Source organism: Billgrantia kenyensis (assembly GCF_013697085.1).
Lineage (GTDB): Bacteria > Pseudomonadota > Gammaproteobacteria > Pseudomonadales > Halomonadaceae > Halomonas > Halomonas kenyensis.
The window spans coordinates 67,684-92,483 of sequence record NZ_JACEFT010000011.1; the positions used below are offsets into that span (position 1 = coordinate 67,684).

Here is a 24,800-nt window from a genome sequence, read left to right on the forward strand (position 1 = left end):
AAACCGCGTACGGTCGTAGCCGCCGTACGCGGTGCTTGCCTTCAGCGTCGCTTGACGTAGAGCCCCGCCATGCACATGAAGACCCCGAGCACAGACAGCAGCATGCCGCCGTTGACCAGCCAGGGCTGACGCTCCACCCAGGGCACGAAGGGCTGGGGCGTGTTGCGGCAGACACCGTCGATGTAGTCCCAGTAGCCCTCTTGGATGAGGGTGCATTCGCGTACGCTGCTGAGTTCCCAGAAGTAGAGGCCCATCAGCACGATGACGGGCAGGATCAACAGCAGCAGTCCGAGTCTTAACATCAGTCTTCCAATAGTGAGGTAGGGCTTGGGGTTCGTTTAGGGGCGCGGACAATTCGGCTGCCGCCCCGCCCCGCGGGCCTCTTCGTAGCGTGCCAGGGCACCCGGTATCTCGGACTCCAGCACCTGGGTGCGTTGGCCATGGCTGGGGTGGGTCGACATCCACGCCGGTGGGCGGGCGCCGCCCTCGGCGCTCATGTTTTCCCACAGCTCGAGGCTGGCACGCGGGTCGAAGCCGGCATCTGCCATCAGTCGCACGCCGATGATATCGGCTTCGGTTTCGTGGCGGCGCGAGAAAGGCAGCAGTATACCGTACTGGGCGCCGAGGCCGAGCGCTCCCATCAGCTGCTCGCCGCCAGGGCCCTGCATGCCGGCGGCGGAGCCTAGCACCGAAAGGGCCAACTGGGTCGAGGTCTGGGTGGACACCCGCTCATTGGCGTGGCGAGCCAGTACATGACCGATCTCGTGGCCTACCACGGCGGCGACCTGATCCTGGTTTTGCGCCACGCGGAGCAGTCCGGTGTTGATGCCCATGTAGCCTCCGGGCAGAGCAAAGGCGTTGGCCTGCTCGGATTCGAACACGAGAATCTGCCAGTCCTGATCGCGCTCACGCTCCGGCAGCACCTCGATCAGCGCTTCGGCGATACACTGGGCGTAGCGCTGGTAGGCCTGGCCTGCCTGGGGCAGATCCTGCTGGTACTGCGAGAAGGCTTCCTGGCCCATCTCGTTGAGCTGGGCATCCGACATCAGCGTAAGCTGCTGGCGTCCGGTCGGCGAGGTAGCGCAGGCGGTAAGGGTCAGGGCCAGGGTGGCCACGGTGATCAAGCGAATCCAGCGCATTTTCTTTATCCTCTCTTGTTCAGTCCCTTGAGACCCTGGGCGGGCGTGTCAGTTCGCCACAAGATACCCCGAACCCCCAGCAGGTCAACCATTAACCCCTGAAGTCCTAGGAGAAAGCGATGGACGACGAACTGAGCAGACGCCTTGGCCGCCTGCTGGATCATGTGGAGCACTGGTTGCCGCCTGCCCCGCAGGAGGTGGATTGGGATCGGGATGTCGCCGCGCTGTGGCAGCGACATCTCCTCGGTGGTCGCCTGTTGCCGGTGCCACCTCGGGACTCCCTGTCGCTCGACGACCTGCTGGGCATCGAGCGACAGAAGCTGGCGCTAGTCGACAATACCCGGGCTTTTCTGCAGAAGCTGCCGGCCAACCATGCGCTGCTGTGGGGTTCGCGCGGTAGCGGCAAGTCGTCGCTGATCCGGGCGCTGCTCAACAGCCTGGCGGCGGAGGGGCTGCGCCTGGTGCAGGTCGACCGTCACGACCTTGCCGGGCTGCCCATGCTGGTAGAACAGCTGCGCGAGCAGCCGCATCGTTTCGTGGTCTATTGCGACGATCTCTCCTTCGAGGGCCATGACGACGCCTACAAGGCGCTCAAGAGCGTACTCGACGGCGCGCTCACCGGCCCGCCCCCCAACGTGCTGCTCTATGCCACCTCCAACCGTCGCCACCTGTTGCCGGAATCGATGGCCGACAACGAGGGCTCGCGCCTGGTGGGTGAGGAGCTTCACCACGGCGATGCAGTGGAGGAGAAGATCTCTCTCTCCGACCGCTTCGGCCTGTGGCTCGGCTTCTACCCGTTCAATCAGGATACTTACCTCGAGGCATGCTGCCACTGGGTCACCCAGCTCGGCAGCGCCAAGGACTGGAACCCTGAGGCCCGCGCCGAGGCGATCCGCTACGCCACCTTGCGCGGTGGACGCAGCGGCCGCGGTGCCTGGCAGTTCGCCTGCCAGTGGGTGGGTCGCCGGCGACTGCACGGGGGATAGGTGGCGCCAGTTGCGAGTCGGTCCGGCGTGCCGGGATCAGCGCTGTGGGGTCAGCTCCCCATCCTGGCCAACGGCGAAACGCAGTGTCGGGGTCCACAGCCCGGCCGGCAGGGTCACGCCGAGGCCACGCAGGCTGCCCGGGGTAATGGCCAGCTCACTGCCGGCGGGCAGCTCACCCTGACTGGCCAATTGCGTGGCCAGTTCCACCATGGGGCCCAGGCGGCGGTGGTCGGTGGCCAGCACGTCGAAGGCGACCGGCAGGCGCAGGCGCGTATCGTCACCTGAGGTCAGGGTGACGTCCTGCTGATAGTTGCCGCTGACCGGCTCGGCGCCGGGTACGTCCAGGGTCCAGCGGAACCCCGACATCTCCACCGCCGGCATGCCGACAGGCAGCGACAGGCCCATGGCCAGGGTCGCCTGCACCGGCAGGCTGCCCGTACCCAGGCTGGAGGCGATCAGCGAGGCGACGTCGCTGGTGTCGAGGCCCGCCTGGATCGAATAGGGGCCGATGCGTACCTCTTCCACGCCCAGCGAAGTGACCGCCAGACGGAAGGCAAACAGCCCGGTCTGCGGCATTGCCAGGCAGCCGGTGAGCAGCATGGCCAGGCCAAGCGGAGCGAACAGGCGCCAGCGGCGACGCGGAAGGGCGAACGACAGCGCGCGACTCAGGAACATTGGGTTCCTCCTGTGGAACGTGGCGAGTCTGGGGAAACTGCCGGCAGGCTAGACCAGCACGATCCCTTGGAGGCAGGGAACTGGCGCTCAACCTGGCGGTCGAGCGCTTGGACAGGCGTCAGCGGCGTTTGTTGCGGGCGGCGCGGGTGCGGCCCAGCTCGCGCTGCTTGGCCTTCTCCCGGTCGCTGGCGTCGGCCAACGGATCGAACGGGTTGCGTCCGGAGCGGAACTCGAAGCGGATCGGCGTGCCGCGAACATTGAGCACCTTGCGGAAGGTATTGGTCAGGAAGCGTTTGTAGGCCTCTGGCAGCGCCTCGGTCTGGTTGCCGTGGACCACGATGATCGGCGGGTTGCTGCCACCCTGGTGCGCCATGCGCAGCTTGATCCGACGTCCGTGCACCAGGGGCGGCGGATGCTGGCTGACGGCGTCCTGCAGCAGGGTAGTGAGTCGATTGGTCGACCAGTGGCTGTTGGCCGAGGCGAAGGCGCGCTCGATGGAGGGGTAGAGGTCGCCCACGCCGGTGCCGTGCAGCGCCGAGATGAAGTGCAGGTCGGCATAGTCGGCAAAGCCCAGGCGACGCTTGATCTCGGCGCGCATCTTCTCCTTGGCTTCCTGTTCGAGGCCGTCCCACTTGTTGACCGCCAGTACCAGGGCGCGGCCGGTGGTCAGCACATAGTCGAGCAGGTGCAGGTCCTGTTCCACCAGGCCGCTGCGCGCGTCGAGCACCATGATCGCGACATGGCACTCCTTGATTGCCTCCAGCGTCTTGATGATGGAGAACTTCTCGGCAATCTCGCGCACGTTCTTGCGCCGCCGCACCCCTGCCGTGTCGATCAGCACGTAAGGCTTGCCGCGCCGCTCGAAGGGAATCTCGATGGCATCGCGGGTGGTGCCCGCCTCGTCGAACACCACCACGCGCTCCTCGCCGAGCAGGCGATTGACCAACGTCGACTTGCCGACGTTGGGGCGGCCGATCACCCCGATGCGGATGCCCTTGGTGCCGGTGTCTGCGGGAATGCTGTCGTCGCGCTCGGGGAAGGGCGCGAGCACCTCCTCGATCAGCGTGGTGACATTGCGGCCGTGGGCGGCGGCGATGGGGTGCGGGTCGCCCATGCCGAGCTGCCAGAAGTCGGCCATGGCCGCGTTCTCTTCCAGCCCATCGGTCTTGTTGACCACCAGCCAGGTCTTCTTCTGGTTGACCCTTAGGTGGTTGGCGATGGCCTCGTCGGCCACGTTGAGGCCGGCGCGGGCATCGACCATGAACAGCACGATGTCGGCCTCGTCGATGGCGGCCAGCGACTGCTCGGCCATGGCCGCGTCGATGCCCTCCTCGTCGCCGCTGATGCCGCCGGTGTCGATGACCGTGTAGGCCTTGCCGCCGAGCAGCCCGTTGCCGTACTTGCGGTCACGGGTCAGCCCGGGGAAGTCCGCCACCAGCGCATCGCGTGAGCGGGTCAGGCGGTTGAACAGGGTCGACTTGCCCACGTTGGGGCGGCCGACCAGGGCAATCACAGGGGTCATCGCTTGATTTCCAGGGCTTCCAGGCGGCCATTGTTGGCCAGCACATAGATGCGGCGGAAGTCGGTGATCGGACGCACGCTGATCCCGGAGCTGTCGACACGGGTCCGCGCGGTGAAGCGGCCGGTCTGGGCATCGATCAGGTGCAGATAGCCTTCGAAATCACCCACCACCAGGCTGCCGTCGGCAAAGGCCGGGGAGGTCAGCCAGCGGCCCTCGAGATCGCTGCTGCGCCACAGCTCCTCGCCGGTGCGAGCGTCGAAGGCGATCACGTGGCTTGCCTCATTGACGGTGAACAGGCGGTCGCCCACCAGCACCGGCGTGTGGTAGCTGGAAAGCTCGCTCTCCCACAGGACATCGCCAGTCGGCGCCTCCAGGGCGACCAGGCGACCGTTGTAGCTGGTCACGAACAGCCGTCCGTCCGGTGTCAGGACCGGCTGACCGCTGAGGTCTACCATGCGGTCGATTTCGCTGCGGCCGCGAGGCACGGCGATGCGGCGCTCCCACAGCGGTTGGCCGCTGCGGTTGTCGAGGGTGACCAGGCGACCGTTGGCGAAGCCGGCGAAGGTGACCGGGTCGATGACGGATGGCGTGCCGGTGCCGCGCAGCGTCAGCGACGGTTCGGTCACCGTGTGTACCCAGCGCTCCTCACCGGAGCGCCGGTCCAGCGCGGTGACGGTACCGTCCACGCTTTGCACCACCAGCAGCTGCTGGTTGGGCTGCGGTGGTGCGAGCACCTCGCTGGAGACGCGGGCGCGCCAGGTCACGTCGCCGTCGGCCTGGCTCAGGGCCAGTACCTCGCCGTTGCGCGTACCGAGATAGACCTGGCCGGCGGCGGCGGTCAGGCCGCTGGAGACGCCCACGTCGAGGTCGGTTTGCCAGCGGCGCTCACCGCTGCGGGCATTGAAGGCCATGACCCTTCCGCGCTCGTCGGCGGCAAAGACGACGTCGCCCTCGAGCGAGGGAGCAATGGGATAGGTGGCACGGCCGAGGCCTTGGCCGACCCGCTGACGCCAGTCGGTGGCGAGTTCGGCACTTGCTTCGAAGCGCTGGAGCTCCTTGGGGGGGTAGCGCGGCTCCGCCTTGTTGGCACAGCCGGCCAGCAGGCCGAGGGCCAGGGTTGCCAGCAGAGCAAGGCTGGATTTGCGGGCGAGTGTCGTCTTCATAGTGAGACCTCTTCGGCTCCCAGGTCGTCGAGCTTGAGCTGGACGCCATAGATCGGCTGATCACGTTGTTCGGCGACGGCAAGCGCTTCCTGCCAGGCCTGGCGGGCTTCGTCTTCCCGACCCAGTGCCTTCATTGCGTCGCCGCGCAGGTCCGCTTGCTGTGCGGCCAGGGCCGCCGGGATGTCCCGAGCCAGCGTGTCGAGGGCTGTCTCGGCGTTACCCTCGGCTATCTGAAGCCGGGCCAGGCGCAGGCGTGCCAGGCCCTGGACGTACTCGCGATTGCTGGAGTCGATCACGCCCTCGAGAACTCGCTGGGCTTCATCCAGGTCACCGGTATCCACGGCGAGGCGGGCGTCGATCAGGCGGGCAAGATCGGCGTAGAGCGTGCGGCCATGATTGTCGGTGATTTCGACGACCAGGCTACGGGCCTCATCGATGTTGCCACCATCGGTCAGGCTGACCAGGTGCTGGTAGCGCATGGAGGCCGACTGTGCCTGGTTCTCCTGATAGTTCTGCCAGGCGTTCCAGCCCACCACGCCGGCAACGGCGATGGCCACGCCGGCGATCAGCGAGGTGCCGTTCTCCTTCCACCAGCGCTTGATGGCATCCAGCTGCTCTTCTTCGGTTCTCAGCTCCGCCACGGGCGGTCTCCTTTCACAGCAAAATACGGTTCGGTCAGGCGCGCACGTCACTCGCCAGGTTGGCGAGGGTCTTGGCCAGAGCGTCCTGGGCCAGGCTCAGCTGGTCGCGCTCTTCACGCAGGAACTTGAGCGTGACGCGACCTTCGGCCAGCTCGTCCTCCCCCAGCAGCAGGGCCATCCGGGCACCGCTCTTGTCGGCCTTCTTGATGCGGCTCTTGAAGCTGCCGCCGCCGCAGTGCAGCTGCAGGCGCAGTTCGGGCAGTTCACTTCTTACCTGCTCGGCGAGCAGCATGGCCTGGGCAGTGGCGCCATCATCCATGGGCAAGACGTAAAGGTCCAGCTCGCCAAGGGCGGCCTGGGGTACCAGCTCCAGCGTGTCGAGCAGCAGGATCAGGCGCTCGATGCCCATGGCGAAGCCCACCGCCGGGGTCGGCTTGCCGCCGAGCTGCTCTACCAGGCCATCGTAGCGCCCCCCGGCGCACACGGTGCCCTGGCTGCCCAGCGCGGTGGTGGTCCACTCGAAGACGGTACGGCAGTAGTAGTCGAGCCCGCGCACCAGTCGCGGATTGATCACGTAGTCGATGCCGGCAGCCTCGAGCAGGGCGGTAAGCGCCTCGAAGTGCTCGCGGGAGGCCGCATCGAGATGATCCATCAGCTTGGGCGCATCGGCCAGCATCGGAGCCATGTCCGGATTCTTGGAGTCGAGGATGCGCAGCGGGTTGCTCGACAGGCGGCGCAGGGAGTCTTCGTCGAGCTGGTCGCGATGCTGCTCGAAATAGGCCACCAGCTTGTCGCGATAGGCGGCACGGGCCTCGTTGGAGCCCAGCGAGTTGAGCTCAAGGGTGACGTGGTCGAGCAGGCCGAGCTCCTTCCACAGCCGCGCCGAGAGCAGGATCACCTCGGCATCGATGTCAGGCCCATCCAGGCCGAAGGCCTCCAGGCCCACCTGGTGGAACTGTCGGTAGCGGCCCTTCTGCGGGCGCTCGTGGCGGAACATCGGCCCCTGGTACCACAGCCGCTGGGTCTGGTTGTGCAGCAGGCCGTGTTCCATGGCGGCGCGCACGCAGCTCGCGGTCCCCTCCGGGCGCAGGGTCAGGCTGTCGCCGTTGCGATCCTCGAAGGTGTACATCTCCTTCTCGACGATGTCGGTCACCTCGCCGATGGAGCGGGCGAACAGCGCGGTCTGCTCGACGATCGGCGTGCGGATCTCGGCGTAGCCATAGCGCTGCATCAGTGCCTGGACCGTGCCCTCGAAGTACTGCCACAGGGCGGATTGGCCCGGTAACAGGTCGTTCATGCCACGGATGGCCTGGATTTTCTTCTTGCTGCTTTCGGGCTTGCTCAACTGCTGCTCCTTGAATGGTCGACGGCGCTTCAGGCACCGCGGGCGATCACGTCCTTCTCGGCCGCTTCCTTCTCGCGCACCTTTTCGCGGATCAGGGCCTCGAGTTCGTCGACCAGATGCTCGTTGGTCAGCTTGGTGGCCGGCTTGCCGTCGATGTAGATCAGGTTGTTGGGGCTGCCGCCGGTCAGGCCGATGTCGCTCTCCTTGGCTTCCCCGGGACCATTGACGATGCAGCCGATCACCGAGACGTCCAGCGGCGTCATGATGTCCTCGAGGCGCTCCTCGAGGGCGTTCATGGTGCCGATCACGTCGAAGTTCTGGCGCGAGCAGCTGGGGCAGGCAATGAAGTTGATGCCCTTGCTGCGCAGGCGCAGGCTCTTGAGCATGTCGTAGCCGACCTTGATCTCCTCCACGGGGTCGGCGGCCAGCGAGACGCGAATGGTATCGCCGATGCCGTCCATCAGCAGCATGCCGAGGCCAATGGAGGACTTGACGGTGCCCGAGCGCAGGCCCCCGGCCTCGGTAATGCCGAGATGCAGGGGTTGCTCGATGAGCTTGGCCAACTGGCGGTAGGCGGCTACGGCCATGAATACGTCGCTGGCCTTGACGCTGACCTTGTAGTCCTGGAAGTCGAGGCGGTCGAGGTGGTCGATGTGGCGCATGGCCGACTCCACCAGCGCCTCCGGCGTGGGTTCGCCGTACTTGCGCTGCAGCTCCTTCTCCAGCGAGCCGGCATTGACCCCGATGCGAATCGGAATGCCGTTGTCGCGAGCGGCGCTGACCACGGCCCGTACCCGCTCCTCCTTGCCGATGTTGCCGGGGTTGATGCGCAGGCAGTCGACGCCGAGCTCGGCGACGCGCAGGGCAATCTTGTAGTCGAAGTGGATGTCGGCCACCAGCGGTACGTTGACCTGCTGCTTGATGCTGCCGAAAGCCTCGGCGGCCTCCATGGAGGGCACCGAGACGCGGACGATATCGGCGCCTGCCGCTTCCAGGCGAGCGATCTGACCCACGGTGGCGGCCACGTCCAGGGTGTCGGTATTGGTCATGCTCTGCACCGAGATCGGTGCATCGCCGCCGACCGGCACCTGGCCGACGTGAATCTGGCGTGACTTGCGGCGAACGATGGGCGAAGGGGAATGCATGTCACTCTCCCAAGGTGAAACGGGCGACGTTGTTGGCCCCGGCGCGCGCGCTCAGGTCGACTGCCTCGCCGGCCCAGCTCAGCTCGACGCCAGTGGCATTGCCGATGGTCAGGCGGAACGGAGGCTCTCCTTCGACGGTCGCCGTGGTGCCGGGTTCCTGGAGGCCCACGAAAATCCGCTGATTGTTGGCATCGAAGATCTCGGTCCAGGACTGTTCGTTGAAGGTCAGCTCCAGCACGGTACGGTCGGCGGGTGGCGGAACTTCGGCTACCTCCGGCTCGTCCTCCTCCACGATCGGCTGCTCGGCGGCTGCCTCGATACTGGCTTCGTCCTCCACGAGCGGGGCTTCCCCACCCATGCCCGCGATCAATTCGGCTCCGGTGGGGTCGACTTCGCCGAGCCCGGGTGCGGCTTGATCGTCGATCGGGTCGACGCCCTCCAGCGGAACCGGCGGCAAGGCCTCTTCGACCTCGGCGGCCGGCTCCTCTTCGAGAGTGGTGGTGCCATCCAGGGTCTCGACCTCGACGGGAGCGCTGCGGTCGACGTCCGGCGGCTCGTTACCGTCGCGGCTCTGCCACCACACCAGGGTCAGGCCGATCAAGCCGGCGATCACCAGCAGGGTGACCAGCTTGAACAGCAAGGCACCGATGCGTGAAGGCGGCCGCTTGACCTGTACCGGGGTGACGCGCTGTTCGGTTTCCTGGCTGCCGTGGAGGTTGGCATAGGCTTGCAGTATCGGGCCGTCATCCGTGCCAAGCAGCCGCGCATAGGCGCGCAGGTAGCCGCGGCGATAGGCAGCGACCGGCACCTGCTCATAGTTGTCCGCCTCCAGGCCTTCAACGACGGCAGGGCGGAGATTCAGCGCCGTTGCGACCTCCTCGAGGGACAAGCCTTGCGTCTCACGCTCACGGCGGAGCATCTCACCGGGAGAACCCGGGGAGGAGAAACCGGCGGCATCGGTATCGTTGTTGTCGCTCATGGCTGAGCATCCTTCATATGAAAGCGTTGATCAGGGTGCGTCACGCGAGGTGTCGGTACCGGGCGTGGCGGTCATGTTCGGGGTACTGGCGGCGATCTGCCGGGCCAGCGCCTGGGCCTCCGGCGTCATGCCGGCAAGGCCTACGAAAGCTTCCAACTGCTGCCTGGCACGATCGGGATTGCCCTGTTCCAGCTCCAGCTCCGCCAGCGAGAAATAGCTCCGGGGGTTGCGTGGATCCAGGCTGCGAGCGCGCTCCAGGCTGTGGCGCGCCTTGTCGATCTCGCCCAGCTCCCAGTGGCACTGACCCAGATTGGTGAATAGCTGGGCGCGGTTGGCGTAGCGGGTATCCAGGGAAGCGGCTTCGAGCTGCTCGCAGGCGCGCCTGACCTTGCCATGTTCGTAAAGGAAGACGGCATAGTTGTTGCGCGCGCGACTGTTGTTCGGGGCAGCGGCGATGGCGCGCTCGAACATCTCCTCGGCCTGCTGCATCTCGCCCTGACGCTGATAGACGATGGCCATCGCCTGCAGCGCCTCGGCATTGTCCGGCGCGCGCTCCAGGGCGCGATTGAGCGCCGACATGGCGCGCGGGAGGTTGTCACGCTCGAGGTAGGCCATGCCGAGCTGGGTCAATGCCTCGCTGGGATCCGTGTCGGTCTGCTGCTCGGGCTGGGCGGCGCAGCCGGACAGCCACCACGACAGAACCACCATGACGACCAGCGGCATGCTTCGGCTTTGCGAATGGGGGAAGCGCGTCATGGCATCCTCAAGGTTGAAGCTGTCGAGCTGTCGGCATCTCGTGCCTGGCGCCCTGGACCCGTGGGTCAGGAAAAAAAAGCCTGTCCATCAAAGCGCCGTGACGAGTTGAAGTCAAGGCGGCACCCCGTTCAATCGGCGTCGATCTGAATCGAGCGAATATAGCGCTCGTGACGCCGGGTTCTGTCCTTGACCCGGCCCACCAGTTGGCCGCAGGCGGCATCGATATCGTCACCCCGGGTGCTGCGAATCGGTGCCGTGTAACCCAGCTCGTAGAGCCATTGCTGGAAGCGCATGACCTGATTGCGCGACGGCTTCTCGTAGCCCGAGTGGGGAAACGGGTTGAACGGGATCAGGTTGATCTTGCATGGCAGCTCGCGAAGCAGCTCGGCGAGCTGCGTGGCGTGCTCCTGCTGGTCGTTGACGTCCTTGATCACCGTGTACTCCACGGTGACCATCCGCGTGTCGTCGCACTTGGCCAGGTAGCGGTGGCAGGCGTCCAGCAACATGCGGATATTGTACTTGCGGTTGAGCGGCACCAGCTCGTTGCGCAGCTCGTCGGTGGCGGCGTGCAAGGAGATGGCCAGGCTCACGTCGAGCTCGTCGCCAAGCTTGTCGAGCATCGGCACTACGCCGGAGGTCGACAGCGTCACGCGACGCTTCGAAAGGCCGTAGCCGTTGTCGTCTAGCATCAGCTTCATGGCTGGGACGACATTGTCGTAATTGAGCAGCGGCTCGCCCATGCCCATCATCACCACGTTGGTCACCGGCCGGTTGGCGGTGTCCTTGCGCGGGCCCACGCTGCGCTGGGCGACCCATACCTGGCCGATGATCTCGGCGGCGGTGAGGTTGCGCTGGAAGCCCTGCTTGCCCGTGGAGCAGAAGCTGCAGTCGAGCGAGCAGCCCACCTGGGACGACACGCAGAGCGTGCGGCGCTTGCCGTTGTCGGCAGGGATCAGCACCGTCTCCACATAGCTGCCGTCCTCGACCTCCAGTACCCACTTGCGGGTGCCGTCGCTGGAGGTGCCTTCATAGACCACGCCGGGGCCGCGAATCTCGGCCACCTCGGCGAGCCGCTGACGCAGCGCCTTGGAGAGGTTGGTCATGGCCTCGAAGTCGTCGCAGCCCTCGTGATGAATCCACTTCATCACCTGGGCTGCGCGGAACTTCTTCTCGCCGATGGAGAGGAAAAAGGCTTCCATCTCCTCGCGAGACATGCCGAGCAGGTTGGTACGTTGGGCGGTGGTAGCGGTCATGGTGTCACGCAGGTTGGGCAGGGCGAGAGCGGGGCAGGGCCCCGCTCGGAGTTTGAGCTGCCAAGGAAAGCAGGCTGATGCATGTCGCGAGTGCCGCGATAAATCAGCGTTTCCTCAGCGCGGGCAAATCTCATCGGCGCTGAAGAAATAGGCCACTTCACGCTCGGCGGAGGCCGGCGAGTCGGAGCCGTGCACGGCGTTGGCGTCGATGGTCTCGGCGAAGTCGGCGCGGATGGTGCCCGGGGCGGCTTCCTTGGGGTTGGTGGCACCCATCAGGTCACGGTTCTTGGCAATGGCATCTTCGCCTTCCAGCACCTGGACGACCACCGGGCCGGAGGTCATGAAGCCCACCAGGTCCTTGAAGAAGGGGCGCTCCTTGTGCTCGGCGTAGAAGCCGCCGGCCTGCTCTTCGGAGAGGTGCAGCATCTTGGCCGCAACCACCTTGAGGCCGGCCTTCTCGAAGCGGGAGATGATCTCGCCGATGGCGTTCTTGGCGACGGCGTCGGGCTTGATGATGGACAGGGTGCGTTCGGTTGCCATGAGGGCCTCTTCGTTGATGTGATGAACGAATGAATCGAATGGTACAGCGCCACGCCGCAGCCGCTCGCAGGGGAGTCGGTACGGCGCGGCGCTGAGGGATCTCTGATGCGCTCGGTGCTGCAAGCCCGGGGCTAGCGCCAGGGCGGCGGAAGCATCAATGGGCCGAGAGTATACCGCTGCCGGGAGGTGTTGAACAATCGTCGACCCGACTGGAGGACGTCACACGGTGAAGCTCTCACCGCACCCACACTGATCCTTCACGTTGGGGTTGTTGAAACGGAAGAAGCGGTTAAGCCCCTCCGAGACAAAGTCGACCTCGCTGCCGTCGAGCATCTCCAGCGCCTCGGGAGCGACGAAGACGGTGGCGCCATGCGCTTCGAATACCGCATCGTCGTTGGCGGCCTCGTCGGCGAAGTCGAGTACGTAGCTGTAGCCAGAGCAGCCGCTGGGCTTCACCGAGACCCGCAGCCCCAGGCCGTGGCCGCGCTCGTCAAGCGCATGCTGGATCTGCTGGGCGGCAGCACTGGTAATCGAAATTTTCGCCATGGTGATTCTCCTGCAGCGAATGTGGCCGGGCGGCAACTAGCGGCGAAGGCCCGGAAGGGCATGATGCAAGGCTTGCAGCGCGGCGTCTATGTCGGCCTCGGTGGTGAAGCGGCCGAAGCTGAAGCGTAGCGAAGCCAGTGCCAGCGCGCGCGGCACCCCGATCCCTTTCAATACATAGGATGGCTCGACGCTGGCAGAGTTGCACGCCGATCCGGTCGACACGGCAATGTTGCGTAGCGCCATCAGCAGCGATTCACCATCCACGCCCTCGAAAGCCAGATTGAGGATGTTGGGCACCGCCACGTCAATCGGCGTATTCGAGTAAATGCCACTCAGGTCTGACAGTCCGTCGAGCATGCGGTTCCGTAGCCCGAGGATACGTGCCTGGTCGGCCTCGGCCTCGGCTTCGGCCAGGGCAAAGGCCTCGCCCATGCCGGCGATCTGGTGGGTGGCCAGGGTGCCGGAGCGCATGCCGCGCTCATGGCCGCCGCCGTGAATCAATGGCTCGATGCGGATCTCCTGGCTGCGCCGCACATACAGCACGCCGATACCCTTGGGGCCGTATGTCTTGTGGCCTGAAAGTGACATCAGGTCGATGCCCAGGCGGCCCACGTCAAGGTCGATGCGCCCCACCCCCTGGGCGGCGTCGACATGAAACGCCGCGCCGCCGGCATGGGCGACTTCCGACAGCGCCGCCAGGTCATGGATGCAGCCCAGTTCATTGTTGACTGCCATCAGTGAAACCAGCGCGGTATCGGGGCGCATTGCCTCGCGCAGCTGTTCGGGGGTGATGCGGCCGTCGGCCCCCGGCGTCAGCCAGGTGACCTCGAAGCCTTCCCTCTCCAGAGCCGAGGCGGTATCCACCACCGCCTTGTGCTCGACGATCGAGGTCACCAGGTGCTGACCACGCTCACGGTTGGCCCGCATGAAGCCGATCAGCGCCAGGTTGTCGGCCTCGGTGGCGCCGCTGGTCCAGACGATCTCCCGCGGGTCGGCCGCGATCAGGTCGGCCACCTGACGGCGTGCGCTTTCCACGGCCTGCTCTGCCTGCCAGCCAAGCATGTGGCTGCGCGAGGCGGGGTTGGCAAAGGTGCCGTCAAGGGTCAGATAGCGCTGCATGACCTCGGCGACGCGAGGGTCGACCGGGGTGGTGGCGGCATAGTCGAGATAGACGAGGGCGCTCATTGTCTCGCGAGAGTCTCCAGGCTGTACCTCCGGCAGGGTCAGGGCGAAGAGGTCAGGATGGTGTTATGGGAGTGGCGGCCATGCTGGCGTTCGGCGATGCGGCGGACGTCGCCATGCCTGGCCAGCTGGCCCAGGGTGGTGCTGTCAAGAAAGCCGCGGATCTGATCGGACAGCTCGCACCACAGGTGGTGGGTCAGGCAGGTGTCGCCCTGCTGGCAATCCGACAGCCCCTGGCAGCGGGTGGCGTCGACGGATTCGTCCACGGCATCGATCACCCGTGACACCGAGATATCCTCGGCAGGCAACGCCAGCAGGTAGCCGCCCCCGGGCCCGCGAACGCTGTTGACTAGGCCGGCACGTCGCAGACGCGCGAAGAGCTGTTCCAGGTACGGCAGCGATATTTCCTGGCGACGCGAGATGTCGGCCAGGGAGATGGCTCCCTTGTCAGCGTTGAGGGTCAGGTCGAGCATGGCGGTGACGGCGTAGCGTCCCTTGGTAGTCAAACGCATGGCGGGCTCTTCAGGCGCATCGGGAAGCGGATCTCGGCCCCTCTGGCTGGGCTGCGATCGGCGTGGGCTCATCGCAGGCGACGGGCCAGAAAACAATACGCCATTATGGTAAAGCCCGAGCGCGAAGGTCAACCATTCTCCCGCGGGTCATCCTGCCGGCCTTGACCTGTATCATGCTCCGTGCCGGAGCCGGCCTTGGGGCCGCAGCAGGCATCGACGTCGGAGAGGATGTCGGCAAAGTCCTCGTCGCGCAGTTCGGGCAGCTTGCCCTCACGGTAGCTGGCATCGAGCTTGCGCAGCGTGCCGCACATGCGCTCGATGCGTTCGTCCACCGCATGCATGTGGTCGAGCATGGCCTGGATCGAGCGGGCCACTGGATCGGGCATGTCCTCGCTCACGCCGTAGGCATCGAAACCGAACTTGCGGCGCATTGCCTCGCGGCGCTCCGGGTCGACCTCCAGCGCCTCGGCAGTGTCCGGGTCGGCGCGCTTGACGATCTTGCCGGGAATGCCAACCACCGTGGCGCCGGCAGGTACCTCCTTGGTTACCACGGCATTGGAGCCGACCTTGGCGCCCGCACCGACGCTAAATGGGCCGAGAATCTTGGCCCCCGCGCCGACGATGACGCCATCCTCCAGGGTGGGATGGCGCTTGCCCTTGTGCCAGCTGGTTCCTCCCAGGGTCACGCCCTGATAGAGCGTGACATCGTCGCCGACCTCGGCGGTCTCGCCGATCACCACGCCCATGCCGTGATCGATGAAGAAGCGTCGGCCAATCCTTGCCCCGGGGTGGATCTCGATGCCGGTCAGCCAGCGCGAGAAGGTCGACAGGGTGCGCGCCAGCCACTTGAGCCGTTTCTCCCACAGCCAGTGGGCCATGCGATGCAGCAGCAGGGCATGCAGTCCTGGGTAGTTGGTCAGTACTTCCAGGAAGTTGCGTGCCGCCGGGTCGCGGGCGAAAACGCTATTGATGTCCTCGCGCAGTCGTTGAAACATGCAGCGGTCCTTGGTGGCGATGAAGCGGCCTGGCTGTTGCGCAAGCAGTTCGAAACGGTGATGCATCCATATGGGGGCACCGAGGCTCCCTTGCAAGGGCATGCGTGCCCCGGCGGCAGACGTCATGCACTCAAGCTTGCCGGTTGTCGCGCTGGCGCCCGCCTTCCGGAGTGCTTCCCCCGGCGGACTTCTCCGTTGCCGTCAGTATGCCACGCAGGATATTGAGTTCCATGCGCTCGGGGCGGGCGCGCAGGGTGAAGCGTCTCAGCCGGGCCATCAGCTGGCGCGGCAGCGCCGGGTCGTGAAAGCCGATGGTAATCAGGGTCCGCTCGAGGTGGGCGAAGTAGCCCTCCAGCTCCCCGTGGCTGGCCAGCGGCTGATGCGGTTCGTCTTCCTGCCCGGCATCGCTGCTGTCGGCTTCGAGCCAGGCCAGGCGGCACTCGTAGGCCAGTACCTGAACTGCCGCAGCCAGGTTGAGCGAGCTGAAGTCCGAGTTGGTGGGGATGTGAACATGGGCGTGGCAGCGTTGCAGTTCGGCATTGGTGAGCCCACTGTCTTCGCGGCCGAACACCAGTGCCACCCGCGACTCGGAGCCGGCGAGCTCCGTCGGCAGTCGTTCTCCCAGCGCACGCGGCGTGATCATCGGCCAGGGCAGGGTGCGCGAGCGAGCGCTGGCGCCTACCGCCAGGGTGCAGTCGGCCACCGCTTCCTCCAGGGTCTCCACCACGGGAGCGGCGTGGACGATATGATCCGCCCCGGACGCTCGCGAGATGCTCTCGCTGGTCAGCGGCTGACAGCGAGGCGCCACCAGGGCCAGGTCGCCAAGCCCCATGTTGTGCATGGCGCGGGCTGTCGCACCGATATTGCCGGGGTGACTGGTGCCGATCAGCACGATACGAATGCGCTCGAGCATGCGGGACTGCCTTTAGCATTGAGGAATCTTTGGACGGGTGAGTCTAGCATGCCTGAGGTTGCCAATGGCGCATCTGCCGTGATTCTGCTAGGATGCGCGCCACGCGTTCGACCGTACTCCCTGCTCGACCCGGGCTCGACGTTCGAACTAGCCTGTTCTTTAACATCACCGACGCTCCAAGGCCCGATCATGCATCCGATGGTCCAATTCGCCCTGCGCGCCACGCGCAGCGCCGCCGAACAGTTTCTGCGCATACGTGAGCGCATCGAGAATGCTCACGAGGAACACAATATTGAGCGCTTGCTGGAAGACACCGCTCGTAATGCCGAGACGCTGATCGTTCGTCAGCTCAGCCGCGGCTACCCCCAGCACGGGGTCATCGGCCGTTTCACGCCCCACCGCGCCGGCGAAGGCGAGGGCCGCGACATCGAATGGCGTATCGAGCCCTTTCATGGCTACTCCAGCCTGGGCGTTGCCGGCAGCGGCTTTGCCCTGTCGGTGGTATGCCTGGTAAAGGGTCGCCCGGAGCATGCGGTGGTGATCTGCCCCTACAGCGACAATGAATACCTGACCAGCCGCGGCCGCGGTGCCCAGCACAACGGCAAGCGTATCCGTGTGCCCAAGACCAGCACGATCCTGGGATCTCGCGTCGCCATGAGCCTGCCCGAGAGCTGGCAGCGTTCCCGCCACCTGCCTGCCTACCTCACCTTGATCGAGCAGCTCGGCCCTCAGGTCGACACGCAGCTGGCCACGGGTAGTGGCCTGCTCGACATAGCCGAGTTGGCCTCGGGACGCGTCGATGCTGCCTTCGTACTGGGTCTGGAGGAGCAGGACCGCCTGGTCGGCACGCTGTTGCTCAAGGAGGCTGGCGCGCTGATGGGCACGCCCGACGGCCAGCCCAGCGTCGAGCCCGAAGGCCAGCTGATGGCCGCCGGCCCGCGCCTGTACAAGGCCCTGGTGCAGCAGCTCAAGCCGCATTTCTAGCGTCACTCCGGCCTGAAAGGAAACCGCCCCCGCAGCATCGCTGCGGGGGCGGTTTCGTTCTGGCCAGGGATCACTACCTTACGGCAGCTCCTCCTCGCCTTCTTCCAGGTCTTCCTTCTTCGGCGGAATGAGGTCCTTGCGCTCCAGCTTCACGGCCAGCAGTAGGGCCGCCGCCACGTAGATGGAGGAGAAGGTACCCACCAGCACACCGAGGATAAGGGCGATGGAGAAGTAGTGGATCATGTCGCCGCCCAGCAGCAGCAGCGCCATCAGCACCAGCAAGGTGGTACCAGACGTTGCCAGCGTGCGGGACAGGGTGAGGTTGATCGCTTCATTGAATATCGCCGGCATGTCGTCGATTCGCGAGGTGCGGATCGTCTCGCGGATGCGGTCGTAGACGACGATGGTATCGTTGAGCGAATAGCCGATCACCGCCAGCAGAGCCGCCATTACGGTGAGGTCGAAGTCGAACTGGAACAGCGAGAAGATGCCGACCACGATGATCACGTCGTGGAACAGCGCCAGCACGGCGCCGAGGGCGAACTTGTACTGGAAGCGGAAGGCGACGTAGAGCATCACCACGCCCAGTGCCACCAGCAGCCCCAGGCCGCTCTGGTCGCGCAGCTGCTCGCCGACCTGGGCGCCGACGAACTCGGCGCGTACCAGCTCCACGGCATCGCCTTCGGCGCGCAGCAGGCCGACCACCTGCTCGCCGACGTCGGGGTCGAAGTCCTGCTGCAGGCGAATCAGTACCTCGGTGGAGGCGCCAAAGGTTTGCACCGCAACGTCGCGGAAGCCGGCCTGCTCGAGGATCTGGCGAATGGCGTCAAGCGAAGGAGCCACGCCGTAACGGACTTCGACCAGCGTGCCGCCGGTGAAGTCCAGCCCCAGGTTGAGCTGCTGGAACAGCAGCGAGACGATCGACGCCACGATAAGCACCGCCGAGATCGCGAAGGCGACCCGGCGCTTGCCCATGAAGTCGAACTGTCGGTTGATGAGGGTCTTCATAACCACCTCGGATTGGTGAGCGTTAGATCCACAGCTTCTTGACCGGTTTGCCGCCATAGGTGAGATTCACCATCGAGCGGGTCACCAGCAGAGCCGTGAACAACGAGGTCATAATCCCCAGCGACAGGGTCACGGCGAAGCCCTTGACCGGGCCGGTGCCGATCGAGAACAGGATGACCGCCACCAGCAGGGTGGTAATGTTGGCGTCGACGATCGAACTGAAGGCGCGCTCGTAGCCGGCGTGGATCGCCTGCTGTATCGACAGGCCTCCCCTCAGTTCCTCGCGTATTCGCTCGAATATCAGCACGTTGGCGTCCACCGCCATACCCAGTGTCAGCACGATACCGGCGATACCCGGCAGGGTCAGGGTGGCGCCAAGCAGTGACATGGCGGCGATCAGCAGCGTCAGGTTCAGCGCCAGCGCCACGTTGGCGAAGATGCCGAATACCTTGTAGCGAATCAGCATGAACAGCACGACCAGCACCAGGCCGATCTGCACAGACATCACCCCGCGGGCAATGTTCTCGGCACCCAGGCTCGGGCCGATGGTGCGTTCCTGGACGAAGTAGATCGGTGCCGCCAGCGAGCCGGAGCGCAGCAGCAGGGCCAGTTCGCCCGCCTCGGTGGGGGAATCGAGCCCGGTAATGCGGAAGCTGTTACCCAGCGCACTCTGGATGGTGGCCAGGCTGATCAGGCCGCGTTCGGTATAGGGCTCGCGAATGGTGACTTCTTCACCGTCCTCCATCACTACCCGGTCGCGAGTCTTGTGCTCGATGAACAGCACCGCCATGTTACGGCCGATGTTGGTGCGGGTGGCGCGGTTCATCAGCGTGCCGCCGGTGCCGTCAAGGTTGATGTTGACCTGAGGACGGCCGTTCTCGTCGAAGCTGCGGTTGGCGCTGGAGACGCTATCGCCGGTGATGATCACGTCGCGCATCAGGTCGGCGGTGCGATTGGGGTCGTTGCGGAAGGTGAAGGTCTCGGTCTCGGCGTCGGGGGTGTCCGGGCGCGCCTCGAGGCGGAACTCGAGGTTGGCGGTGGCACCTACCACGCGCTTGGCGGCCACGGTGTCCTGTACGCCGGGCAATTCGACCACGATGCGGTCCGGCCCCTGGCGCTGCACCAGCGGCTCTGCCACGCCCAGCTCGTCCACCCGGTTGCGCAGGGTGGTAAGGTTCTGGTTGATGGCGTAGTCCTGGATCTCGTTGACCGCCTGGTCGGTCAGCGTCATCACCAGCAGCGAAGCGCGCCCTTCCTCCTCGCTGGAGAAATCGAAGTCGCGGAACTCGCGGCTGATCAGCCGGCGTGCCGTGTCGCGATCCTCGTCATTGGTGAAGGTGATGGTAAGGGTGCGGCCGTCGATATCCGTGCCGCGGTAGCGAATGCGCTCGCTGCGCAGCTGCTCGCGCATGGCGCTGGCATTGACCTCCAGGCGCTGGGTCACGGCGGCGTCCATGTCCACTTCGAGCAGGAAGTGCACGCCACCGCGTAGATCCAGGCCGAGGGTCATGGGGGTGGCAGCGAGGCTCTGCAGCCACGCAGGCGTGGACTCTGCCAGATTGAGCGCCACCACGAAGTCGTCGCCGAGCTGTTCGCTCAGCAGGTCGCGAGTGCGCAGCTGGTGATCGGCGTCATCGAGGCGGATCAGAACGCTGGTGTCCTCGCGCTCGATGGCCCTGATGCCGATGCCGGCATCGCGCAGGGTCTGCTGCACTTGTTCGAGCTGAGTGTCGTCCAGGGTGGTATCGCCCTGGACGCTGCTGATCTGCACTGCCGGGTCCTCGGGGTAGAGGTTGGGCAGCGAGTAGACGATGCCGCCGAGCAGCACGATGAGTATCAGCAGATACTTCCATAAGGGATAACGGTTGAGCATGGGAGCCCTGCCTAGGTTGCGTAAAAAAGGCTACAGGACGGCAGTGCGGCCGCATGTCCCGACCCGCGGGGTCGAGGAGCATCCGGCCGCCAGGCGACCCCCGCCGTTACCCGGCTCGGTAAGAGCCAACGGCAAGGGCGAGGAGCGTCGACGTCAGATGGACTTGATGGTGCCCTTGGGCAGTACGTTGGCCACTGCATTCTTCTGCACGTTGACTTCGGTGTTGTCGGCCACTTCCAGGGAGATGAATTCGTCACCCACCTTGGTAATGCGACCCACCAGGCCACCGCCGATCACTACCTCGTCGCCCTTGGACAGGCCGCCGACCAGTTCGCGGTGCTGCTTGGCCCGCTTGGCCTGGGGACGCCACAGCAGGAAGTAGAAGATCAGCACGAAACCGACCAGCATGATGATCTGGGCCATACCGCCGCCTGCGGCGCCGGCATCCTGGGCCATGGCCGGAGAGATGAAGAAATCCAGCATGAGAAGCGTATCTCCTGAAGGTAAGTTGGGTAGCGAATGAGAGTGCTGCAGACGGCCGGTGCGCTCAGCGATCCAGGCGACCAGCCGGTCGTTCAATCTGGTGCGTCAGGTACCGGCAGCCCCCGCTGCGCATAGTAGCCTGCCACGAAGTCAGCCAATGTACCCGCTTCGATGGCACCGCGCAAACCGCTCATCAGGCGCTGATAATAGCGCAAGTTGTGGATGGTATTGAGCATCGAGCCGAGCATTTCACCGCAGCGGTCCAGGTGGTGCAGGTAGCTGCGGGAGAAGTTCTGGCAGGTATAGCAGTCGCAGTCGTCTTCCAGCGGGCGAGTGTCATGGCGGTGCTTGGCGTTGCGGATCTTGATCGTACCGGCGGCGGTGAACAGGTGGCCATTGCGCGCGTTGCGTGTCGGCATCACGCAGTCGAACATGTCGACGCCACGGCGCACGCCCTCCACCAGGTCCTCGGGCTTGCCCACCCCCATCAGGTAGCGTGGATACTCCTCAGGCATCCAGCCGGGCAAATAGTTCAGCACCTTGATCATCTCTTCCTTGGGCTCGCCCACGGAGAGCCCGCCGATGGCCAGGCCGTCGAAGCCGATCTCCATCAGCCCTTCCAGCGAGCGTCGGCGCAGTTCCGGGTACATGCCGCCCTGGATGATGCCGAACAGCGCCGAGGGGGAGTCGCCATGGGCATCGCGAGAGCGCTTGGCCCAGCGCAGCGAGCGCTCCATGGAAACCTCGGCTTCCTTCTCGGTGGCCGGGTAGGGGGTGCATTCGTCGAAGATCATCACCACGTCGGAGCCCAGCGAGCGCTGCACCGCCATCGACTCCTCGGGGCCCATGAACACCTTGGCGCCATCCACCGGAGAGCGGAAGTGCACGCCCTGTTCGGTGATCTTGCGCATCTCGCCCAGCGAGAAGACCTGGAAGCCGCCGGAATCGGTGAGGATCGGCTTGTGCCACTGGGCGAAGTCGTGCAGGTCGCCGTGGGCCTCGATCACCTCGGTACCCGGGCGCAGCCACAGGTGGAAGGTGTTGCCGAGGATGATTTCGGCACCGATCTCTTCCACCGAAGCGGGCGTCATGCCCTTGACCGTGCCGTAGGTACCCACCGGCATGAAGGCCGGGGTCTCCACCGTGCCGCGGGGAAAGGTGAGGCGCCCGCGCCGCGCTCGGCCATCGCTGGCGAGCCGCTCGAAGGACATGAAGCTTTCGTTACGCATGAAGTTCTCTTCTCTCTGCAAGGCGCCGCTGGCATCGGGCCCTGCGGGTCAGGAATTCTGGGTTCGAGGAGCGCTTGCGGCTCAGGAACGCTTGCGGGTCAACAGCATGGCATCCCCATAGCTGAAGAAGGCGTAGCGTTCGGCCACGGCCTCGCGATAGGCCGCCATGGTGGTCTCATAGCCGGTGAACGAGGAGACCAGCATCAGCAGCGTCGACTCGGGTAGATGGAAGTTGGTGATCAGCGCATCCACGCAGCGCCACTCGTAGCCGGGGTAGATATAGATGTCGGTCTCGCCGCTGTAGGGCGCGATGCGGCCGTCGGCGCTCTTGGCGCAGGCACTCTCCAGGCAACGCACGCTGGTGGTGCCCACGGCAATCACTCGGCGCCCGGCCGCCTGGGCAGCGCGTACCTTGGCGCAGGCCGCTTCGCCCACCTCGATCCACTCGCTGTGCATCTTGTGCTCGCGGATGTCCTCCGTGCGCACTGGCTGGAAGGTGCCGGCACCCACGTGCAGGGTGACGAAGGCACTGTCGACCCCCTTCGCTGCCAGGCGCTCCAGCAGCGGCTCGTCGAAATGCAGCCCGGCGGTGGGGGCTGCCACGGCGCCGTCGCGACGGGCGTAGACGGTCTGATAGCGGTCGCGGTCGGCAAGCTCGTCCTCACGATCGATGTAGGGCGGCAGCGGCATGTGGCCATGGCGCTCCAGCAGCTCGATCAGCGGCGTCTCGCCGAGGAAGCGTAGCTCGAACAGCGCCTCGCGGCGCCCTTCGACCACGGCTCGAATATCGCCCTCGAAGATCAGCTCGGTACCGGGCTTGGGTGACTTGCTGGCGCGAATGTGGGCCAGCCCCCGCTGTGCATCCAGCGGGCGTTCCAGCAGCATCTCCACCTTGCCGCCACTGGCCTTGTAGCCATGCAGGCGCGCCGGAATCACCCGGGTGTCGTTGAATACCAGCAGGTCGCCCGGTTCGAGCAGCTCGACCAGGTCGGTGAAGTGGCGATGAGCAAGCCCACCCGTTTCGCCGTCGACACATAGCAGACGACAGTCGCTGCGCCGCTCGGACGGGTAGCGGGCAATCAGCTCTTCGGGGAGCTCATAGTGGAAGTCGGCGAGCTGCATGCAGGTCGGATCCGAGAAGAGGTCGATCGGGGCGGCCGCGGGGCAGCCGGAAACAGCGGGCAAGGATACCGAAAAACGGCCCTCGCGTCAGGTCTTGCCGATTGACCTGCCGCACCGGCCACGTATAATGCTCGGCGCTGCCGGCGTGGCGGAATTGGTAGACGCAGCGGATTCAAAATCCGCCGGGTGCAAGCCCTTGTCGGTTCGAGTCCGACCGCCGGTACCACTTGAAAAACAGTCGCTTACGAGCGGCTGTTTGTGTTTCTACCCTCCCTATTTCTAGTGTGTGGTCGCAGTTTGGTCGCAGAAGGCCCCGCTCAAGCTCGGCAGGCGGGAGCCGATATCGTCCAGTCCCGCATCGAACACGTGCGAGTAGCGGCTGGTGACGATCAGGCTGGAATGCCCCAGCAGATCGCGCACCGTGGTCATGCTCTCACCGGCCTGGGCCAGCATGCTGGCATAGCTGTGGCGCAGGTCGTGGAAGCGCAGGTCGGGCCGCCCCACGGACTGGCGAGCATGTTCCCACACCGTTCGCAACCGATGATAGGTCGTAGCGAACGGCAGCTCCTCCAGCCATGCCCGGGCGTCCTCTGGTACCGGTACCACCCGTGCCTTGCCGCTCTTCGTCTGGTCTGGTCGCAGCAGAATGCGACCACCTTGGACGTTCTGAGGGTCCAGAGCCAGCAGCTCACCCTGACGTAGCCCGGTGAGCGCTGCCAGGGCGATCACCCGCTTCTCCACAATCGAGTGATCGGGGATGGCTTGCAGGAGCTGACTTACCTGCTCGATGGTCAGGTACACATGCCGTTCGTTCTTAGGCATCTTCTTGCGGATCTTGTCGCCCAGGGGGCGATCCAGCCATCCCCATTCCCGATAGGCAAGGTTCAGCACCCGCTTGACCACCTGCAGATGATTGTTGATGGTGCTCTGCGCGCGCCCCTGCTTGCGAAGGTCTCGGGCCATCTCGCGAGCCTTATCGACGCTGTCCATTCCGAGCTGTACCCGGTCGCCCATGTAGCGAGCCACCGGGCGGATGGCCTTCGCCTGACTGGCCACGTCGTACTCGTCGATCCATCGTTCAAGCCCCTCGATGAAGGTGCGCCGCGGTTGGCGCCCCATCGCTTCACCCTGGAAAGCCGCTTCGTTCAGCTCTGCCTGACGCTTCGCTGCGTATTCCCGCGCCTGGCGCTCCCCCTCTCGATTCCCCGCAAACGTTCGTTGATATCGGTGACCCTGGTACGTTTCCGTGACCACCCACCGGTTCCTCTTTTCCCTGTATCTGACTGTGATTCCCATGTTTCGCGATCCTCAGGCAGAGGGCCGCGCTTGCAGCTCTCAGCGTACCTCTCCACTGCGCTCCGCTCAAAGCGAACCGCACTGCCGATCTGAACGAAGCCTATGCGATGCTTGTTGCCGTACACCCAGCTCGGGCTCATACCCAGCCATTCAGCTACCTGCTCGGGTCGTAGTAGTGCTTCGGCCATTGCTGCTCTCCCCATTGGCTGGCTTGATGGCCAAATCATCGTCCGAGCGGCATAGCTCAATCTTGCTGTCTGCTAGATGAGAAAATCTATCTAAGCAGATTCGTTGACTTATTTATCCCAATGTGGTTTTGGTTTTTGTGTGCAGCATGTTGTTTTTATTCGTTTTTTTCAGGTGTCGTTTTTATCTGGGAAAGGCGTCGGGGCATGAATCGAGGTTGCAATGCTGGATTTCTGGTGTGTCGACCTAGAGATTGGAAAGGACCTGGGTGAGCGATGGTATCCTTGGGGGGGGTATAGATAGAGATCAATGTGATGTCGGATAAGC

Annotated in this window: 26 protein-coding genes and 1 tRNA gene; 3 read left to right on the plus strand and 24 right to left on the minus strand. The window is 65.1% G+C overall.

Translation table 11 applies throughout. The features are described 5' to 3' along the window. Positions 1–41 precede the first annotated feature (41 nt). Positions 42–302, minus strand: coding sequence for a hypothetical protein (locus H1D44_RS10705; protein WP_181514852.1), 261 nt, complete (start codon positions 300–302; stop codon positions 42–44). Positions 303–338: 36 nt separating this feature from the next. Next, the gene (locus H1D44_RS10710; protein WP_181514853.1) at positions 339–1,139 is read right to left on the minus strand and encodes a M48 family metallopeptidase; all 801 of its coding nucleotides are present in this window, start codon (positions 1,137–1,139) and stop codon (positions 339–341) included. 119 nt (positions 1,140–1,258) lie between these two features. On the opposite strand from H1D44_RS10710, the gene H1D44_RS10715 reads away from it, so the two are divergent. Beyond that, complete coding sequence (locus H1D44_RS10715; RefSeq protein ID WP_181514854.1) at positions 1,259–2,125, plus strand: ATP-binding protein; 867 nt, start codon at positions 1,259–1,261, stop codon at positions 2,123–2,125. Positions 2,126–2,161: 36 nt separating this feature from the next. Here the strand turns inward: H1D44_RS10715 and H1D44_RS10720 are convergent, their stop codons facing one another. The 15 genes from H1D44_RS10720 to trmJ all read right to left on the minus strand — a co-directional run bounded on the left by H1D44_RS10720 (position 2,162) and on the right by trmJ (position 16,292). Continuing rightward, positions 2,162–2,800 carry a hypothetical protein gene (locus H1D44_RS10720; protein WP_238984491.1) on the minus strand — a complete coding sequence of 213 codons (639 nt, stop codon included), beginning with the start codon at positions 2,798–2,800 and terminating at the stop codon, positions 2,162–2,164. A gap of 118 nt (positions 2,801–2,918) precedes the next feature. After that, positions 2,919–4,322, minus strand: a complete 1,404-nt coding sequence (der, locus tag H1D44_RS10725) for a ribosome biogenesis GTPase Der (RefSeq protein WP_181514855.1) — start codon at positions 4,320–4,322, stop codon at positions 2,919–2,921. Then, positions 4,319–5,485 carry an outer membrane protein assembly factor BamB gene (gene bamB / locus H1D44_RS10730; protein ID WP_181514856.1) on the minus strand — a complete coding sequence of 389 codons (1,167 nt, stop codon included), beginning with the start codon at positions 5,483–5,485 and terminating at the stop codon, positions 4,319–4,321. The genes der and bamB overlap by 4 nt, the downstream gene beginning before the upstream one ends. Continuing rightward, a complete protein-coding gene (locus H1D44_RS10735; protein WP_181514857.1) occupies positions 5,482–6,126 on the minus strand; it encodes a tetratricopeptide repeat protein in 645 nt (214 codons plus the stop codon). The genes bamB and H1D44_RS10735 overlap by 4 nt, the downstream gene beginning before the upstream one ends. Before the next feature lie 34 nt (positions 6,127–6,160). Then, complete coding sequence (gene hisS, locus H1D44_RS10740) at positions 6,161–7,471, minus strand: histidine--tRNA ligase (RefSeq protein ID WP_275299090.1); 1,311 nt, start codon at positions 7,469–7,471, stop codon at positions 6,161–6,163. 29 nt (positions 7,472–7,500) lie between these two features. Then, the gene (gene ispG / locus H1D44_RS10745; RefSeq protein ID WP_181514858.1) at positions 7,501–8,616 is read right to left on the minus strand and encodes a flavodoxin-dependent (E)-4-hydroxy-3-methylbut-2-enyl-diphosphate synthase; all 1,116 of its coding nucleotides are present in this window, start codon (positions 8,614–8,616) and stop codon (positions 7,501–7,503) included. A 1-nt stretch (position 8,617) separates the two neighbouring features. Next, a complete protein-coding gene (locus H1D44_RS10750) occupies positions 8,618–9,595 on the minus strand; it encodes a RodZ domain-containing protein (protein WP_181514859.1) in 978 nt (325 codons plus the stop codon). Between the two features lie 30 nt (positions 9,596–9,625). Next, positions 9,626–10,351 (minus strand): type IV pilus biogenesis/stability protein PilW, encoded by a 726-nt coding sequence (pilW, locus tag H1D44_RS10755; RefSeq protein ID WP_181514860.1) that lies wholly within the window; start codon positions 10,349–10,351, stop codon positions 9,626–9,628. A gap of 128 nt (positions 10,352–10,479) precedes the next feature. Beyond that, positions 10,480–11,604, minus strand: a complete 1,125-nt coding sequence (rlmN, locus tag H1D44_RS10760) for a dual-specificity RNA methyltransferase RlmN (protein ID WP_181514861.1) — start codon at positions 11,602–11,604, stop codon at positions 10,480–10,482. 114 nt (positions 11,605–11,718) lie between these two features. Next, positions 11,719–12,144 (minus strand): nucleoside-diphosphate kinase, encoded by a 426-nt coding sequence (gene ndk / locus H1D44_RS10765; RefSeq protein WP_181514862.1) that lies wholly within the window; start codon positions 12,142–12,144, stop codon positions 11,719–11,721. Positions 12,145–12,363: 219 nt separating this feature from the next. After that, positions 12,364–12,690 (minus strand): HesB/IscA family protein, encoded by a 327-nt coding sequence (locus H1D44_RS10770; RefSeq protein WP_181514863.1) that lies wholly within the window; start codon positions 12,688–12,690, stop codon positions 12,364–12,366. Positions 12,691–12,726: 36 nt separating this feature from the next. Beyond that, entirely contained in the window at positions 12,727–13,875 is a 1,149-nt protein-coding gene (locus H1D44_RS10775) for an aminotransferase class V-fold PLP-dependent enzyme (RefSeq protein WP_181514864.1), read from the minus strand. Positions 13,876–13,913: 38 nt separating this feature from the next. Then, a complete protein-coding gene (locus H1D44_RS10780) occupies positions 13,914–14,384 on the minus strand; it encodes a Fe-S cluster assembly transcription factor (RefSeq protein ID WP_181514865.1) in 471 nt (156 codons plus the stop codon). 128 nt (positions 14,385–14,512) lie between these two features. Continuing rightward, positions 14,513–15,379, minus strand: coding sequence for a serine O-acetyltransferase (gene cysE / locus H1D44_RS10785; protein ID WP_181514866.1), 867 nt, complete (start codon positions 15,377–15,379; stop codon positions 14,513–14,515). A 130-nt stretch (positions 15,380–15,509) separates the two neighbouring features. Further along, the gene (gene trmJ / locus H1D44_RS10790; RefSeq protein WP_181514867.1) at positions 15,510–16,292 is read right to left on the minus strand and encodes a tRNA (cytosine(32)/uridine(32)-2'-O)-methyltransferase TrmJ; all 783 of its coding nucleotides are present in this window, start codon (positions 16,290–16,292) and stop codon (positions 15,510–15,512) included. A gap of 189 nt (positions 16,293–16,481) precedes the next feature. Between trmJ and H1D44_RS10795 the strand changes: the two genes are divergently transcribed. Then, on the plus strand, positions 16,482–17,276 hold the full coding sequence (locus H1D44_RS10795; RefSeq protein WP_181514868.1) for an inositol monophosphatase family protein: 795 nt from the start codon (positions 16,482–16,484) through the stop codon (positions 17,274–17,276). Positions 17,277–17,354: 78 nt separating this feature from the next. On the opposite strand, the gene secF is transcribed toward H1D44_RS10795, so the two are convergent. The 5 genes from secF to queA form a co-directional block, all read right to left on the minus strand. Continuing rightward, positions 17,355–18,284: a protein translocase subunit SecF gene (secF, locus tag H1D44_RS10800; RefSeq protein ID WP_181514869.1), complete on the minus strand. Its 930-nt coding sequence runs from the start codon at positions 18,282–18,284 to the stop codon at positions 17,355–17,357. 22 nt (positions 18,285–18,306) lie between these two features. Further along, positions 18,307–20,157 carry a protein translocase subunit SecD gene (gene secD, locus H1D44_RS10805; protein WP_181514870.1) on the minus strand — a complete coding sequence of 617 codons (1,851 nt, stop codon included), beginning with the start codon at positions 20,155–20,157 and terminating at the stop codon, positions 18,307–18,309. A 153-nt stretch (positions 20,158–20,310) separates the two neighbouring features. After that, positions 20,311–20,640 (minus strand): preprotein translocase subunit YajC, encoded by a 330-nt coding sequence (gene yajC, locus H1D44_RS10810; protein ID WP_181514871.1) that lies wholly within the window; start codon positions 20,638–20,640, stop codon positions 20,311–20,313. Positions 20,641–20,732: 92 nt separating this feature from the next. Then, positions 20,733–21,851 (minus strand): tRNA guanosine(34) transglycosylase Tgt, encoded by a 1,119-nt coding sequence (tgt, locus tag H1D44_RS10815; RefSeq protein ID WP_220128051.1) that lies wholly within the window; start codon positions 21,849–21,851, stop codon positions 20,733–20,735. A gap of 99 nt (positions 21,852–21,950) precedes the next feature. Then, positions 21,951–22,991, minus strand: a complete 1,041-nt coding sequence (gene queA / locus H1D44_RS10820; RefSeq protein ID WP_181514873.1) for a tRNA preQ1(34) S-adenosylmethionine ribosyltransferase-isomerase QueA — start codon at positions 22,989–22,991, stop codon at positions 21,951–21,953. Between the two features lie 139 nt (positions 22,992–23,130). On the opposite strand from queA, the gene H1D44_RS10825 reads away from it, so the two are divergent. Next, a tRNA-Leu gene (locus H1D44_RS10825) sits at positions 23,131–23,217 on the plus strand. A gap of 53 nt (positions 23,218–23,270) precedes the next feature. On the opposite strand, the gene H1D44_RS21250 is transcribed toward H1D44_RS10825, so the two are convergent. Beyond that, a complete protein-coding gene (locus H1D44_RS21250; RefSeq protein WP_238984490.1) occupies positions 23,271–24,245 on the minus strand; it encodes a tyrosine-type recombinase/integrase in 975 nt (324 codons plus the stop codon). Then, positions 24,137–24,514 (minus strand): helix-turn-helix domain-containing protein, encoded by a 378-nt coding sequence (locus tag H1D44_RS21315; RefSeq protein ID WP_422671663.1) that lies wholly within the window; start codon positions 24,512–24,514, stop codon positions 24,137–24,139. Before H1D44_RS21315 ends, H1D44_RS21250 begins: the two co-directional genes overlap by 109 nt. Positions 24,515–24,800 lie beyond the last annotated feature (286 nt).

Coding starts and splice junctions, on each gene's coding strand:
- bamB (WP_181514856.1), bottom strand. CDS start 5,485: ATGAAGACGACACTCGCCCGCAAATCCAGCCTTGCTCTGCTGGCAACC.
- H1D44_RS10705 (WP_181514852.1), bottom strand. CDS start 302: ATGTTAAGACTCGGACTGCTGCTGTTGATCCTGCCCGTCATCGTGCTG.
- H1D44_RS10770 (WP_181514863.1), bottom strand. CDS start 12,690: ATGGCGAAAATTTCGATTACCAGTGCTGCCGCCCAGCAGATCCAGCAT.
- H1D44_RS21315 (WP_422671663.1), bottom strand. CDS start 24,514: ATGATTTGGCCATCAAGCCAGCCAATGGGGAGAGCAGCAATGGCCGAA.
- pilW (WP_181514860.1), bottom strand. CDS start 10,351: ATGACGCGCTTCCCCCATTCGCAAAGCCGAAGCATGCCGCTGGTCGTC.
- rlmN (WP_181514861.1), bottom strand. CDS start 11,604: ATGACCGCTACCACCGCCCAACGTACCAACCTGCTCGGCATGTCTCGC.
- H1D44_RS10780 (WP_181514865.1), bottom strand. CDS start 14,384: ATGCGTTTGACTACCAAGGGACGCTACGCCGTCACCGCCATGCTCGAC.
- secF (WP_181514869.1), bottom strand. CDS start 18,284: ATGAAGACCCTCATCAACCGACAGTTCGACTTCATGGGCAAGCGCCGG.
- H1D44_RS10710 (WP_181514853.1), bottom strand. CDS start 1,139: ATGCGCTGGATTCGCTTGATCACCGTGGCCACCCTGGCCCTGACCCTT.
- tgt (WP_220128051.1), bottom strand. CDS start 21,851: ATGTCCTTCGAGCGGCTCGCCAGCGATGGCCGAGCGCGGCGCGGGCGC.
- H1D44_RS10715 (WP_181514854.1), top strand. CDS start 1,259: ATGGACGACGAACTGAGCAGACGCCTTGGCCGCCTGCTGGATCATGTG.
- ndk (WP_181514862.1), bottom strand. CDS start 12,144: ATGGCAACCGAACGCACCCTGTCCATCATCAAGCCCGACGCCGTCGCC.
- cysE (WP_181514866.1), bottom strand. CDS start 15,379: ATGTTTCAACGACTGCGCGAGGACATCAATAGCGTTTTCGCCCGCGAC.
- secD (WP_181514870.1), bottom strand. CDS start 20,157: ATGCTCAACCGTTATCCCTTATGGAAGTATCTGCTGATACTCATCGTG.
- H1D44_RS10750 (WP_181514859.1), bottom strand. CDS start 9,595: ATGAGCGACAACAACGATACCGATGCCGCCGGTTTCTCCTCCCCGGGT.
- H1D44_RS10720 (WP_238984491.1), bottom strand. CDS start 2,800: ATGTTCCTGAGTCGCGCGCTGTCGTTCGCCCTTCCGCGTCGCCGCTGG.
- der (WP_181514855.1), bottom strand. CDS start 4,322: ATGACCCCTGTGATTGCCCTGGTCGGCCGCCCCAACGTGGGCAAGTCG.
- H1D44_RS10795 (WP_181514868.1), top strand. CDS start 16,482: ATGCATCCGATGGTCCAATTCGCCCTGCGCGCCACGCGCAGCGCCGCC.
- trmJ (WP_181514867.1), bottom strand. CDS start 16,292: ATGCTCGAGCGCATTCGTATCGTGCTGATCGGCACCAGTCACCCCGGC.
- yajC (WP_181514871.1), bottom strand. CDS start 20,640: ATGCTGGATTTCTTCATCTCTCCGGCCATGGCCCAGGATGCCGGCGCC.
- ispG (WP_181514858.1), bottom strand. CDS start 8,616: ATGCATTCCCCTTCGCCCATCGTTCGCCGCAAGTCACGCCAGATTCAC.
- queA (WP_181514873.1), bottom strand. CDS start 22,991: ATGCAGCTCGCCGACTTCCACTATGAGCTCCCCGAAGAGCTGATTGCC.
- H1D44_RS10775 (WP_181514864.1), bottom strand. CDS start 13,875: ATGAGCGCCCTCGTCTATCTCGACTATGCCGCCACCACCCCGGTCGAC.